The following is a 13,913-nucleotide window of genomic DNA, read 5'->3' on the forward strand; positions in this document are numbered from 1 at the left end:
AGATCGCTGCCTTCGGTGGCATGTTCCTGCTGATGCTCTTCCTCGGATTCATCTTCGAAGAGCGTGAGATCACCTGGCTGTCCTGGCTGGAGAAGCCGCTCGCTCGCATCGGCAAGCTCGATCAGCTCTCCGTCGTCGTGGCCGGCATCGTCCTGGTTCTCAGTGGTTCTTTCCTCGCTGCTGACGACAAGGTCTCCACCGTCATGATCTCGGGCGTTCTGGGCATGATCACCTACATCGCGGTCAACGGATTGGGTGAACTGTTCAATCTGCCGGAAGAAGGCGAAGAGGAAGAAACCGCCAAGTCCGGCGGCCCCACGCAGCTCGCGAAAGCGACCGGTAAGGCCGGCTTCTTCCTGTTCCTCTACCTCGAGGTCCTCGACGCGTCCTTCTCCTTCGACGGCGTCATCGGCGCATTCGCCATCACAGCAGACCCGATCATCATCGCCCTCGGCCTCGGCTTCGTCGGCGCGATGTTCGTCCGTTCCATCACGGTCTTCCTGGTCCGCAAGGGCACGCTCTCCGATTACGTCTACCTCGAGCACGGTGCGCACTGGGCCATCGGCGCTCTGGCCGTCATCTTGATGGTGTCCATCGGCGTTCACATCAACGAGATCATCACCGGCCTGGTCGGTGTCTTCTTGATCGGCGCTGCTTTCATCAGCAGCCTCATTCGCAACAAGCGAATCGCGAACGCAGATCCGAAGTTGGACGAGAACACTCCGGCAACTGTCTGACGTTCTTTTTCGAAACGCCCGCGACCAATTGGTTGCGGGCGTTTTGTTTGTTATGCCTGAATTGAAACTCTCTGCATTCCCAGCCGCGCGCCAATTGTTCAGCCGCGCGCCAAATTCAGCCTGCGGCTGAACAATTGCCCTGCGGATTCGAAACCACACAAAATTCGATCTGCCCCTGGACAATCAAGAGGCGAAATCCGACTGTGCACAGCGATGAGGGGAAATTCGTGGAAGACCAATTTCTGTCCAAAGGCCAGAACATCGAGCTCCCCGACGAACTCGATCAGATCGACATCGTGATCACCTGGGACAATACGGAATTCGGTGTCGATGCCTCGGCATTGCTTCTGGGTGCCGACGGAAAAGTCAGGTCCGACGCAGACTTCGTCTTCTACAACCAACAGGAATCTGCTGACGGCTCGGTTCGCTATCTCGGCCGCCGCGAAGCCGAATCCGGTCCGCACGAGCGCCTCCTCGTCCACCTCGCTGCTGTACCCGATCAGGTCGACGCGATCGCTTTGATAGGCAGCGTCGACACCGGCTCTTTCGGCGACCTCGGCAAACTTGCGCTCCAACTGGTTGATTCCGGTGGCTCTCCTATCGCCGAATACGTCACCGCCGACGCGTCCACCGAAACCGCATTCGTCTTCGGCCAGGTCTATCGACGTAGCGGGAAGTGGAAACTTCGCGCAATCGGCCAAGGTTGGGCTTCAGGCCTCGCCGGGCTCGCCGAAGACTTCGGAGTCGACGTGAGTGAGGGTGCCCCCGTCGAGGAGCCTGGGTCACCTGAGCTCGAGGCAATCCAACCGATATCGGAACAGGAACCGTCAGTCACAGAGCCCTCAACGCCCGCGAAGCCCGTCCGACAGCGTGGTGTTCGTACAGCGAAGCCGGTGCCCAAGAAAGCCCCACTACCCGAATTCAAGCACGCAGAGTCCGAGGCCTGGCAACCTGCACGACTCTTCTCGGTGATCGGCGTCGGAACCGGTGAGGAACAAGAACGACGCACAACGTCGGCATTGGTTTCCACGATGCAAGCGGTTCCATTGTTTGCGCGGGCGGTTTCGTCCCGCGTGGGCGCGCCGGCCGGCTCGTTCGAGGGCTATGTCGAAGTTCCCTACGTCAAAGGTGAATCTCGGGTGATCCCGGATGCAGTGTGGCGCATCGCCCGCGGAAGCCGGCTCTGGACCGGCTTGCTCGAGGCAAAGACTGGAGCAGGCACCCATACCCGAGAGCAGCTCGAAAACTATCTCGACGTCGCCAAGAAGAACAAGTACGACGTCGTGATCAGCCTGTCCAACGACTTGCCTGCCGGCGCCGGTGAATTACCCGTCGAGGTGGACAAGCGCAAGCTCACCAAAGTTGCGCTGCGGCATCTCTCTTGGGCAGAAGTCATCCACGAGGCTCGGATGGTGCTCTCGCACGGCGGAATCGACAATCCGCTGCAAGGTTGGATTCTCAGCGAATTTCTCCGGTACATCGAACATCCCAAGTCCGGGGCCGCGGAGTTCGTTGACATGGGTCGGCACTGGGTATCGATACGCGATTCCGTGAGCGCCGGAACTCTACGTCCTGGAGATCCGAAGGCAGCGGCGGTCGCTCAGTCGTGGATCGCGCTCGCGCGGAACCTTGCGCTGCGGTTCACCGCAGATCTCGGTGTCGTCGTCAAACACGTGTTGCCCCGTCGGGTGGTCAACGATGCGGATGCGCGTACCGCGCTGACGGTCAACGAATTGGCGAACGACGGCACCTTCAGCGCCACCCTCCGAATCCCCGACGCAGCCGGAGAGCTACGGGTTACTGCTGATTTGAGAACCAACAAAGTGAGCTGCAGTACAACGGTTTCTGCACCAGACGAAGGCACTTCGGGAAAACGAGTCACCTGGGTTTTGCGTCAGTTGAAGAATGCTCCTGCCGAATTGTTGGTCGAAGCGTTGTTCACCGGCCCGGCCTCGTCGACTTGCGAGACCGTTACATTCGCGCGCACAACGCCACGTCTGTTGACAGACAGTCAAGGCGGCCAACTCAGTTCATTCGTACTGACACAGTCCTTCACACTCGGCAGCAAGCGTTCGGGTACTGCTGCGAGTTTCATCAACAGTGTGACCAGTTCGGCCGAAACCTTCTACTCCGAAGTCGTTCAACCGCTCCGTGAATGGGTCCCCGCCGCCCCGAAGGCGTCCGATCTCCCTCGTGAAGAACAAGTCGACAACGAAGACTGACAATGAACGAGATAGTCATAGAGCGCGCAACGGACGAGGACGCCGCGGAAATCCTTGTTCTACAACGCTGTTGCTGGGTCTCGGAAGCAATCTCGAACAACAGCATGGACATACCCCCGCTCCACGAGGACCTACCCACGGTCCGAGCCTGGGTTCAGGAGTCGACTGTCTGGACCGCACGACGCGGCGGCCGGCTCGTCGGGGCCGTGCGAGGAACCGCGGACGGAACCGCATGGCAGATCGGTCGCCTCATGGTGGCGCCGGACGTGGCGGGCAACGGCCTCGGCCGACGCCTCTTGCAACACGTGGAACAGAACGCTCCGGAGCACATCACCCGTTTCGAGCTGTTCACCGGATGCAGGAGCCTGCGGAACATTCGCCTGTACACCCGAGCGGGCTACTCCCAATTGCCGCCGGACCCCAGCCACATCCCCGGAGTCGTCTACCTGTCCAAGCCGAACGCCATCAACTCCGAGTGAACGGCGATACTGACTTCCGTGGTGAACATTCGCGTCGGAGCGCAGACAGACTTGCCGTTCTTACGTGAGCACGACTCACACATCGCAGCCGAGGAACTCGCGTCAGTGATCCAACGCGGCCGGATACTCGTCGCCGAGGACAGCGGGAAACCAATCGGATGGCTGCGCTGGGGCTTGTTCTGGGACGAGATTCCGTTCATGAACATGCTGACCGTCCTGTCTTCGAACCGCGGCCAAGGCATCGGGCGCGCTTTGGTCACAGATTGGGAAAAACGCATGAGCCGCGCGGGACACTCGCAGGTCCTCACCTCCACACTCGCCGACGAATCAGCCCAGAACTTCTATCGCGCAATGGGATACACCGACGCGGGAGTTCTGTTACTCCCAGGCGAGTCCTCCGAAATCTTCCTACGTCGAGAGCTCGATACGACGACCGATCTGACCGATCCCCACATTACCCACGAGTAATATATGGTGGTCGTCACACCACGATCTCAGGGTGGGGCGTGGCACACCAATGTGGAGGACGAGTATGTCGTCAAGGGTCCTATCTCGCGCAGTTGTCGGAGTACTCGCGCTTGCACTGGCAGGCGTCGGCGCACCGGTAGCGCTCGCGCAGCCAGTCCTTGCCAAGTCCCCCGATGACGGTTTCTACAGCTACGAGGGCGCGGCGCCTCTCTCGTCGTACGCTCCAGGCGCGGTCCTCGAGACTCGCACCGTGCCGTACACCGTGCTCAACATCCCGACCCCGATACAGGCAGTGCAGGTTCTCTACCGATCAACCGACGCCCTGGGACAGCCGTCCGCCAACGTCACCTCGATCCTGCGCCCGGCCAACGCCCAACCGAACAAAGTTGTTTCGTACCAGTCCTTTTACGATTCGCTGAACCCCGACGACAGCCCGTCGCGAGCCATCGCGGGTAACACCCCGATCGGCGACTGGACTCCCAGCGGACGCAACTTCAACATCGGCGGTACCTTCACGAGCATCGAAGCCGCGCTGTTCGGGCCGCTCTTCGCATTGGGCTACACGATCGTCGTCCCGGACACCGAAGGCCCGGACGCCAACTTCGCTGCCGGACCCGAATACGGGATGATGACGCTCGACGCTCTGCGTGCCGCCCGCGATGTCCCGGAAACCGGAATCACCGACAACGCAGAGATCGCGCTCATGGGATACTCCGGCGGAGCCATCGCCACCAACTGGGCTTCGATCCTCGCTCCCGCGTATGCACCGGAGATCAACGACAACTTGATCGGCGCCGCGCAGGGCGGCGTGCTGGTCAATCCGGCCAACAACCTTCGCTACGCGAGCGGAAGCATCGGGTGGGGTGGCGTTGTCGGCATGGCAGTCGTCGGCGTTGCGCGTTCGTACGACATCGATTTCGGGAAGTATCTCAGCGACCGTGGACGCGACGTCATGGCTCGACTCGAAGACGCGTCCATCGGCAATGTGCTGGCACAGTATCCCGGACTGACCTGGCAGGATCTGGTCAAACCCGAGTACGCCGATCCCAATACGGTTCCCGAGTACGTCGATGTCGTGAACAAGATCAACATGGGCACCGCGGCGACACCGACCATTCCGATGTTCATCGCGCAGGCGGCCAACGGCACCATCGAGGGCACCCAACCCGGCGGCCCCGGTGTCGGAGCGGGAGACGGCGTGATGATCACGGGCGACGTCCGCACCCTCGCACGCAGGTACTGCGACGCCGGCCTGGCGATTCAGTACGACCAGTACGACACCATCAGCCACTTCCTCGGCGCCATGCTCTGGCTCCCCGGTGCGCTCGCCTGGGTCGACGACCGCTTGAACGGCAAGCCTGCACCGTCCAACTGCGCGAACATTGCACTGGGGAACTCACTTGCGCCGCAAGAACATGCGCGCTGACTGACAGCGAGCCTGGATCTACTTCGACGGTTCCACCTCCCACCGAACGTGAGTCACCAACGGTTCAAGGCTAAGTCGGCTGACGGCGGATTCCAGGAGTCCGTCGTCACGCTCCGCGGCAGCCAGTTCGGCCACCACCCGCACGCGGTCGCTGTCCGGGATGTCGAAGGACTGCACTGACCGGAGCTGAAACTCGGGCCTCGAAATGGACTGCACGGTAAGACCTCTGATGTGAGCTTCGGCGTCGCCGTGACAGGTCACCTCGAAGGTGTAGTCCGCGGGTGGTTCTTCGCGTCCGGTTCGGGCAGGCTGGTGATCCATCATCCGGCCCAACGGCCTCAACAGCGTGTTCGCCAACATGATTGCGCCGGCACCGAACACCGCGACCCAGTACATTCCGCCACCTGCCAGTGCGCCGACGGCGGCAGTGGCCCACAGAGTGGCGGCAGTGTTCAGGCCGGTGACCGACGCACCCTGCTTCATGATCACTCCAGCACCGAGGAAACCGATCCCCGAGACGATCTGCGCTGCGACGCGCGTCGGATCAGCGTCCGGGCCCTGAAACCCGTACGCGCCCATGATGACGAAGAGCGTCGCACCCAAGCTCACCAACGCGTTGGTTCGCAGACCCGCCATCCTTGCGCGCCATTGCCTTTCGATCCCGACGGCAGCGCCGAGGACGAGCCCGAGCGCTATCCGCACAAGGATGACGTGGATTTCCACGGTGAACTCCTAGAGCCAGGTCGCGAATCGACGGATGAACATTCCCTTGGCCACCTGCGTGACGACGCAGTATGCCGCGAGAGTGAGGACCAGCCACGGGAAGTAGTTCCACGGCAGTGAAACCAACCCGAGGGAATGACCCCAGGACGTGAACGGGAACACCAGCGCGAAGACGCAGGCGGCGCCTGTGCTGAGCAGTACCGGCAGCGATGCACGCGACTGGATGAACGGGATCTTGCGGGTGCGGATCATGTGAACGATCAGCGTCTGAGAGATCAATGACTCGATGAACCAACCCGATTGGAACAGCGCTGCATGCTCGGGAGAGTTGGCGGCGAACACGAACCACATCAGCGCGAACGTCGAGATGTCGAAGATCGAACTGATCGGGCCGATGAACACCATGAACCGGCGAAGGCTCTTGGTCTCCCACTTGCGGGGCTTCGCGAGGAAGTCGTCGTCGACACGGTCCCACGGGATCGTGAGCATCGAGAGATCGTAGATCAGGTTCTGCAACAACAGAACTACGGGAATCATGGGGATGAACGGCAGCAGGGCGCTGGCGACGAGCACCGAGAAGACGTTCCCGAAGTTCGACGACGCAGTCATCTTGATGTACTTCTGGATGTTTCCGAAGGTACGACGCCCTTCGATGACTCCTTGTTCGAGTACGCCGAGGTCCTTCTCCAGCAAGATGATGTCCGCGGATTCGCGGGCGATGTCCGCCGCTGTGTCAACGGAGATGCCGACGTCCGCAGCCCGCAGTGCGGGTGCGTCGTTGACACCGTCACCGAGGAAACCAACCGTGTGGCCGACCCGGCGCAGCGATTCGACAATGCGTGCCTTCTGCATCGGATCCGTCTTCGCGAATACGGTTGTCCGCTGCACCAACTCGTCGAGGGCGTCGTCGCTCAACGCTTCGATCTCGGCGCCGGAGACCACGGTCCCCACGTCGATACCGACTTTGCCGCAGACGGTTTCGGCGACCAGTTCGTTGTCACCCGTCACTACCTTGACCGCGACTCCGTGGCTCGCGAGGGCTTCGATCGCCCCGGCCGCAGATTCCTTCGGCGGGTCGAGGAATGCCAGCAGACCGACCAGGGTCATGCCCTCTTCGTCGGCCGTCGAGTACTCGCGGCGCTGCTCTTCGACGACTGTCTTGGTTGCCACCGCAAGCACTCGCTTGCCTTGACCGTTCAGCTCCGCGACCAGACGGTCGACTCGGGCCAGCCATCCCGGTGTCAATTGGTGGGTCACCCCGTCCAGTTCCACCGATTCACAGACCGAAAGGAGCTCTTCCACTGCACCTTTGGTTACGATCAGATCGGCGTCTCCGTGGTCGACCACCACGGAGAGTCGACGGCGCTTGAAGTCGAAGGGAATCTCGTCCACCAACCCGTGCCGACGCGAGATCTCCTCGACCACTTCGGGACCGGCGGCCTCGATCACCGCGTCGTCGAGAAGACTGCGCAATCCGGTCTGATTCACGGAATTGACCGCCGCTAGCCGCAATACGTCCTCGGACTTACGTCCGGCAGTGTCGAGATGCTCACCGAGAACGATGCGGTCCTCGGTGAGAGTTCCGGTCTTGTCCGTGCACAGAACGTCCATGGCACCGAAGTTCTGAATCGCGTTGATCTGCTTGACGATCACCTTCTTGCGCGACATGTGGAGCGCACCCTTGGCCAGGTTCACCGTCACGATGAGCGGCAACATTTCCGGAGTCAACCCCACCGCGGTGGCGACGCCGAAGAGTAGTGCTTGGCTCCAGTCCTTGGTCAGTCCGTTGATGATGAACACCGCGGGAACCATGATCAGCATGAACTTGATCAGCAGATAGCTGACACTGCGCACCCCGACGTCGAAGCTGGTTTCGGGTCGCTTGGACGCCAATTGTGCTGTCATGGCACCGAAGTAAGTCCGCTTGCCGGTGTGCACCGCAACGGCGGTGCCACTGCCCGACACGACGGAAGTACCCATGAACCCGATGTTCTCGGCTTCGAGCAGCCGATCGACGTCGATCCCCGACGACGGGTCCGCCGACTTCTCGGCCGGCATCGATTCACCGCTGAGCATGGACTGATTGACCTGTAGATCCTTGGCCCGAATGATGCGGACATCGGCCGGGATCATGTCGCCGGCGGCAAGCTGGACTACATCCCCCGGCAGTAACTGCTCGATCGGAATCTCAGCCGTGACCACGGTGTTGTTGATCTTGCGGGTGGCCGCGACGGTCGTCGTAACCATCGCCTTGAGCGCCTCGGCGGCGCGACTCGAACGGTATTCCTGCCAGAACCTCAGTGAGACACTGACAAAGATCATCAACCCGAGAGTGATGATGCCCTCGTAGGAAGGACCGTCCTCGGGGTCCGCCCAGACCACGTCGGTCCCGACCATGATCAGGGCGAGGAATACCAGGATCAGGATGAACGGGTTCTTGAAGGCTCCCGCGAACTGCACGATTGCCGGCGCCGGGCGGTCGTGGCGGACATCGTTGCGCCCGTATTGCCGACGAAGATCGTCGATCTGATCGTCACGAAGGCCGTTGGCCGTCGTGGTCAGATCCGCGAGAACGGTGCGCGTGTCCGAGGCCGAGAAGTCGACCAATTCCTGTGCGCTTTCCTTTGCCAGGACTGTTGAATGTGTTTGTTGTGCACTGTTTCTCGTGGGCCGTGGCCGCAATGCGAGAACGGAAAATGACATGACGAATCTCCTCGGCTGCCCGAACACGCCGGACCATGCCAGTGCATGAGGGCAGCAGAATGCGCTGAGCGACAATGGAAGTCGTCAGCGGTCGCGGCAAAGCCGCGCAGATGAAGCCGAGGATGCAAAGAGTCAGTGACTGAAGAGCAAAAGACCGGGGTGAGCATCGTCGGCAAGAACAGAAGGATGGGTCGAATATCGACTCGGCGGGTCGTCCACGATGGTCACCTCCTGAAAGTTCGGGGCGTCCGATGACGCCACACAAGTACATGCGCACAGCACACGCCAGGAGAACCGAATATCGACGTACTCTCGCCTTCGCCGGAAGAAACCGGCATCAAGCTGCGAAAACACCTCCACGTCCGAGTTTTGGCACTGCACGACGTGTCCCGATCAAGACCGGGAAGCCACTTTGGATCACCCCTTAAGCCGGGGAGATCTGTCCTAACCTTGGGCGTCTCTCGACGTCGTGAGATCAGTGGCCTGTGTTCGTGCAGAAGCCTCACCTAACGAGGTACTGCACCCAGAGGGTAGTTCTCAAATCTGTTGCCTGTCAACCGAGCAACTCAGACGGCGGACAATCCTGCCCGCGCGACGGCGCCGGCGAAGAGTGCCGTCACGGCGGCACCCATGACACTCTGATCAACCTCTTCCGGATCCACGGAGTGTTCGAGAACGAGCCCGGATATCAACGCCATCAACGAGATTGCGGTTGTCCGCACGTCAAAGGAATCGTCCACTCCCCATTCACGGGCACGTTCGCCGATCAACTCCACGAGTTGGCTGCGCAAGTGGCGACGCTCACGTAAGTACGCCTGAGCGATCTGCGGATCACGCCCGGCGAGCACTCCGAATTCGAGGACGAGAAGCGACCACCCCGGGTCGTCGACCATCCACGTGGCAATGGCCTCGCCACCTTTGCCCGCCGCGTCGGACGGGTTCATCCCGGCAATCTCGGCGAGCACCCGGCCGGCCAGTTCGAGAGACCGTTGCGCGAACAGTTCGGCGAACAGATCCTGTTTCGACTCGAAGTTGGAGTAGACAGCCCCCTTGGTGAAGCCCGCTCGGCGAGCAACTTCAGTGAGACGTGCAGCACTGAATCCGCGCTCCGCAAACTCTTCCGCCGCAGCGTCGAGCAGTCTTTGCCGCACCACGTCACGTCCGGGGCGGGTTACCGGCGTCCAGTCCGGTTGACGAGATTCAGTCACGATACCTAGAGTATTCAATACCTCGGGTATTGACAAGCTCTTTACTTTCGACAAGATCAGGACTCTTTCGTGACCACTACGCATCCGGCACACGCCGCACCAGACAACAGCTCCACCCACGACGAACACCACCACGACAATCTGCTGGTGAAATACGGCGCACCCAAGGTGATGGCCGCGCTGTTCGTCGGCGTGCTCCTGCTGCAGATGGGCTTCATCCTCAGCTACGTCGCCGCCTTCCATCAGCCGACTCCGCGAGACATCGAAATCGCGGTCATCGCCGATCAGGGCACACCCGACGGCATGGATCAGCAGATCGCCGACAAACTCAACGCCATCGACGGCAGCCCGCTCGACGCTCAGGTGGTCGACAGCACGGCGACCGCTCGCCGCATGATCAACGACCGAGAGATCCAGGGCGCGTTTGTCATCAACCCGGCCGGGCCGGACACCCTGATCACCGCGAGCGCGGGCGGCAGCTCCATCGCGACGTCACTCGAAGCGGTGTTCACGAAGGTCGAGGCGACACAGGACCGACAGTTCGTCGTCCGCGACGAGATCCCCGTCGGAGCCCACGACAACCGCGGCCTCTCCGGCTTCTACCTCTCGGTCGGCTGGGTCGTCGGCGGCTATCTCCTTGCGGCAGCCATCGGACTGTTCATCGGTGCGCCGAAGACTCTCCGCCAGGCAAGCGCACACACGGGCGTGATCGCGATCTACTCGATCATCTCGGGAGCCCTCGGCGCCCTCATCACCTCACACGTACTCGGAACCTTCGCCGGCCACTGGTTCCCGCTCTGGATCCTGGGAACAGCCGTGGTGTTCGGCACCGCCATGTTCACACTCGGATTGCGCGCCGCCATCGGCGTTCTGGCAGTCCCGCTGGCTATCGCCGTCTTCGTGATCCTCGGCAATCCCAGTGCGGGAGGCGCATTCGGCTCCAACGTGATTCCCTCGTTCTATGCCGCCATCGGCCGGTGGATCACACCCGGCGCCGGCACCGAAGGCGTGCGGAGCATCGTCTACTTCAACAACGTCGGCGTCGGCCAGCCTGCTCTGACGCTTTTCCTTTACGCGCTGATCGGTGCGGTCATGCTGTTCGGCTTCACGATCCGCCGTAACCGAAAGTCCACCGACACGACGCCGACTCCAGCTGTGGCGAACGCCGACTAGTCCTAGTCTGAACTCATGACGAGCCTCCTCCACCCCAACGCCTCGCACGTCGCCGAAACACTGATCTCGCGGGGTCACCACGGCGTCATCGTCACGCAGCCCGACGCCACGCACACCGCGGCCGAGGCAGCGGCGGCCGTCGGGGTGGAGGTAGGCGCGATCACCAAGTCACTGGTGTTCCTTCTCGACGACGATCCGGTCCTGCTGCTGGTCTCCGGCGCGCATCAGGTGAATCTGAAGGCCACCGGCGAACGCCTCGAAGGCAAGCTCACGCGGGCGCCGCTGGAAATGGCGAAGTCGGCAACGGGCCAGCCGATCGGTGGGGTCGCTCCGCTCGGGCATCCCACCAACCTGCCCACCTACATCGATACAGCCCTCGAGCAGTACCCCGAATTGTGGGCAGCCGCCGGGCACCCCAACACGGTCTTTCGCACGACGTACTCCGAACTCCTCCGAATCACCGCCGGCCTCGCCGTCGACATGGACTGAAGCACTTCAGCCAACCCGGTCCGAAACCACTCAGACGTGCGTCCACCTATAGTTAGACGCACCATGTGCACTGCAACCAGGACCCCGGCCGGCAACCACTGGCGTCGACGGCACGTAGATCTGTGCCGCACCGACGCATGTCTGTGTATGCCGAGCGCAGTCACCTCGACCACACCGCACACCTCGAGTTCCAGCCGGAGAGTTCCCGTTGTCTGACAAGCCGAATGCCGTTTCCAGCCACACCACCCCCGACGTCCCCGAAGTAGCGGCGACGCCCGAGTTGTCCACCGGCATCTGCGCCGGTGACTACCGCGCTGCGCTTCGCCGCCACCCCGCCGGTGTCACCGTCGTGACCCTCGATTCGGGTACCGGCCCGGTGGGTTTCACCGCCACTTCGTTCTCGTCCGTCTCCCTCGAGCCGCCGCTCGTCTCGTTCAACATCGCGGAGACGTCGTCGAGCATCAATGCACTCAAGGCAGCCGAGTCCTTGGTGATCCACCTTCTCGGCGAACATCAGCAGCATCTGGCCCAGCGCTTTGCGCGTAGTGCCGATCAGCGTTTTGCAGACGAGTCACTGTGGGCAGTGCTCGACACCGGGGAGCCGGTGCTGCACGGCACCCCCAGCTGGATGCGCGTCAAGGTCGACCAGCTGATCCCTGTTGGCGATCACACGCTGGTCATCGGACTCGTCACGCGGGTTCACGCCGAAGAAGACGACGAATCCGCTGCCGCACCGCTGCTCTACCACGAGGGCAAGTACTACCGCCCGACTCCGTTAGGTCAATAGACAACTGTGCGCCTTTATTAACCGCCCGCGGTTAATAAAGGCGCACAGCAAGTTAGAGCGCTACGTACTTGGTATCGAGATACTCGTCGATACCCTCGGTTCCGCCTTCACGGCCGAAGCCCGATTCCTTCACCCCACCGAACGGCGCGGCAGCATCGGAGATCGCGCCGCGATTGACGCCGACCATGCCGGTGTCCAGCTTGGCCGAGACGCGCATCGCACGGTCGATGTCGCGGGTGTAGAAGTACGCCACGAGACCGTACTCGGTGTTGTTCGCAGCCGCGATCGCTTCGTCTTCGGTGTCGAAACCGACCACTGCCGCAACGGGTCCGAAGATCTCTTCCTTCAGCAGGCGCGCGTCGGCGGGCACCTGGTCGAGGACCGTCGGGGTGAAGAAGAACCCGGGGCCTTCGGGTGCCGATCCACCGGTACGAACGCGAGCACCCTTGGACACGGCGTCGTCGACGAGTCCGGTGACGGTTGCGAGCTGCTTGGTGTTGATCAGCGGTCCGATGTTGGTGCCCTCGGCGTCACCGGCGCCCACCTTCAAGGCCGCAACCTTGGCGGTGAACTTGTCGGTGAACTCTTCGCGCACCGAGTTGGCGACGTAGATGCGGTTGGCCGCGGTGCAGGCCTCGCCGCCGTTACGCATCTTCGCGAGCATTGCGCCGTCGACAGCTGCGTCGATGTCCGCGTCGTCGAAGACGATGAACGGTGCATTGCCACCGAGTTCCATCGACGTGCGGAGCAGCTTGTCAGCAGCATTGCGCACCAACAACTTTCCGACGCCAGTGGAGCCGGTGAAGGTGACCTTGCGCAGACGCGCATCTTCCATCAGCGGTCCACTGATGGAGGCCGCGTCGGACGTCGGGAGGATCGAGAGCACACCGTCGGGCAGACCGGCATCGGCGAACACCTGACCGAGGAGCTGCATGGTCAGCGGCGTGTCCTCGGCGGGCTTGACGATGATGGTGCAACCGGCAGCCAGCGCCGGTCCGATCTTGCGTGTGCCCATGGCGAGCGGGAAGTTCCACGGGGTGATCGCGAGGACCGGTCCGACGGCTTCCTTGGTGACCAGGATGCGACCGTTGCCGGCCGGAGCCTGCGTGAAACGTCCGCCGATGCGTACTGCTTCCTCGCTGAACCAGCGCAGGAATTCGCCGCCGTAGTTGACCTCACCGCGGCTCTCTGCCAACGACTTACCCATTTCCAGGGTCATCATCAGCGCGAAGTCCTCGGCGCGGGCGTGCAGCAATTCGAAGGCGGTGCGCAGGATCTCGCCGCGTACACGTGCTGGAGTGGCCGCCCAGTCTTCCTGCGCCGCAGCGGCGAGGTCGAGCGCACGGATACCGTCGGCAGCGGTGGCGTCGGCTACCTGGGCGAGTTCCTCACCCGTTGCCGGGTTGTAGACCGCAAAGGTCTTCTCGGCCGGGACGAGCTTGCCGCCGAGCCAGAGACCCTTGGGTACCGAGTCGAGAAGATCCGAGACGTTGGACAT

Annotated in this window: 12 protein-coding genes and 1 riboswitch; of the genes, 8 read left to right on the forward strand and 4 right to left on the reverse strand. The window is 62.0% G+C overall.

Features of this window, described 5'->3' with window-relative positions; translation table 11 throughout:
• The 5 genes from ACYP01_RS12010 to ACYP01_RS12030 all read left to right on the forward strand — a co-directional run.
• The coding region (locus ACYP01_RS12010) for a DUF475 domain-containing protein (RefSeq protein ID WP_459680159.1) at positions 1–737 on the forward strand (737 nt) is incomplete at its 5' end.
• Between the two features lie 227 nt (positions 738–964).
• Entirely contained in the window at positions 965–2,959 is a 1,995-nt protein-coding gene (locus ACYP01_RS12015; RefSeq protein ID WP_459680162.1) for a TerD family protein, read from the forward strand.
• Between the two features lie 2 nt (positions 2,960–2,961).
• Positions 2,962–3,438: a GNAT family N-acetyltransferase gene (locus tag ACYP01_RS12020; protein ID WP_459680165.1), complete on the forward strand. Its 477-nt coding sequence runs from the start codon at positions 2,962–2,964 to the stop codon at positions 3,436–3,438.
• A gap of 18 nt (positions 3,439–3,456) precedes the next feature.
• Positions 3,457–3,906: a GNAT family N-acetyltransferase gene (locus ACYP01_RS12025; protein WP_459680168.1), complete on the forward strand. Its 450-nt coding sequence runs from the start codon at positions 3,457–3,459 to the stop codon at positions 3,904–3,906.
• 64 nt (positions 3,907–3,970) lie between these two features.
• Complete coding sequence (locus ACYP01_RS12030) at positions 3,971–5,332, forward strand: lipase family protein (RefSeq protein WP_459680170.1); 1,362 nt, start codon at positions 3,971–3,973, stop codon at positions 5,330–5,332.
• Between the two features lie 18 nt (positions 5,333–5,350).
• On the opposite strand, the gene ACYP01_RS12035 is transcribed toward ACYP01_RS12030, so the two are convergent.
• The 3 genes from ACYP01_RS12035 to ACYP01_RS12045 form a co-directional block, all read right to left on the reverse strand.
• Positions 5,351–6,055 carry an MgtC/SapB family protein gene (locus ACYP01_RS12035; RefSeq protein ID WP_003941187.1) on the reverse strand — a complete coding sequence of 235 codons (705 nt, stop codon included), beginning with the start codon at positions 6,053–6,055 and terminating at the stop codon, positions 5,351–5,353.
• A 9-nt stretch (positions 6,056–6,064) separates the two neighbouring features.
• Positions 6,065–8,758, reverse strand: a complete 2,694-nt coding sequence (gene mgtA, locus ACYP01_RS12040; protein WP_459680174.1) for a magnesium-translocating P-type ATPase — start codon at positions 8,756–8,758, stop codon at positions 6,065–6,067.
• Between the two features lie 347 nt (positions 8,759–9,105).
• A riboswitch (M-box (ykoK) riboswitch) is annotated at positions 9,106–9,279 on the reverse strand.
• A 45-nt stretch (positions 9,280–9,324) separates the two neighbouring features.
• The gene (locus ACYP01_RS12045) at positions 9,325–9,909 is read right to left on the reverse strand and encodes a TetR/AcrR family transcriptional regulator (RefSeq protein ID WP_037129354.1); all 585 of its coding nucleotides are present in this window, start codon (positions 9,907–9,909) and stop codon (positions 9,325–9,327) included.
• A gap of 126 nt (positions 9,910–10,035) precedes the next feature.
• Between ACYP01_RS12045 and ACYP01_RS12050 the strand changes: the two genes are divergently transcribed.
• The 3 genes from ACYP01_RS12050 (at position 10,036) to dszD (ending at position 12,415) form a co-directional block, all read left to right on the forward strand.
• Entirely contained in the window at positions 10,036–11,139 is a 1,104-nt protein-coding gene (locus ACYP01_RS12050) for a membrane protein (RefSeq protein WP_003941129.1), read from the forward strand.
• 15 nt (positions 11,140–11,154) lie between these two features.
• Positions 11,155–11,628 (forward strand): YbaK/EbsC family protein, encoded by a 474-nt coding sequence (locus ACYP01_RS12055; RefSeq protein ID WP_003941167.1) that lies wholly within the window; start codon positions 11,155–11,157, stop codon positions 11,626–11,628.
• A gap of 208 nt (positions 11,629–11,836) precedes the next feature.
• A complete protein-coding gene (dszD, locus tag ACYP01_RS12060) occupies positions 11,837–12,415 on the forward strand; it encodes an NADH:FMN oxidoreductase DszD (RefSeq protein WP_003941189.1) in 579 nt (192 codons plus the stop codon).
• Between the two features lie 52 nt (positions 12,416–12,467).
• On the opposite strand, the gene ACYP01_RS12065 is transcribed toward dszD, so the two are convergent.
• Positions 12,468–13,913: an NAD-dependent succinate-semialdehyde dehydrogenase gene (locus ACYP01_RS12065; protein WP_042922728.1), complete on the reverse strand. Its 1,446-nt coding sequence runs from the start codon at positions 13,911–13,913 to the stop codon at positions 12,468–12,470.

It is taken from the genome of Rhodococcus sp. no. 34 (genome assembly GCF_054589475.1).

Coding starts and splice junctions, on each gene's coding strand:
- ACYP01_RS12020 (WP_459680165.1), top strand. CDS start 2,962: ATGAACGAGATAGTCATAGAGCGCGCAACGGACGAGGACGCCGCGGAA.
- ACYP01_RS12030 (WP_459680170.1), top strand. CDS start 3,971: ATGTCGTCAAGGGTCCTATCTCGCGCAGTTGTCGGAGTACTCGCGCTT.
- mgtA (WP_459680174.1), bottom strand. CDS start 8,758: ATGTCATTTTCCGTTCTCGCATTGCGGCCACGGCCCACGAGAAACAGT.
- ACYP01_RS12055 (WP_003941167.1), top strand. CDS start 11,155: ATGACGAGCCTCCTCCACCCCAACGCCTCGCACGTCGCCGAAACACTG.
- ACYP01_RS12065 (WP_042922728.1), bottom strand. CDS start 13,913: ATGTCCAACGTCTCGGATCTTCTCGACTCGGTACCCAAGGGTCTCTGG.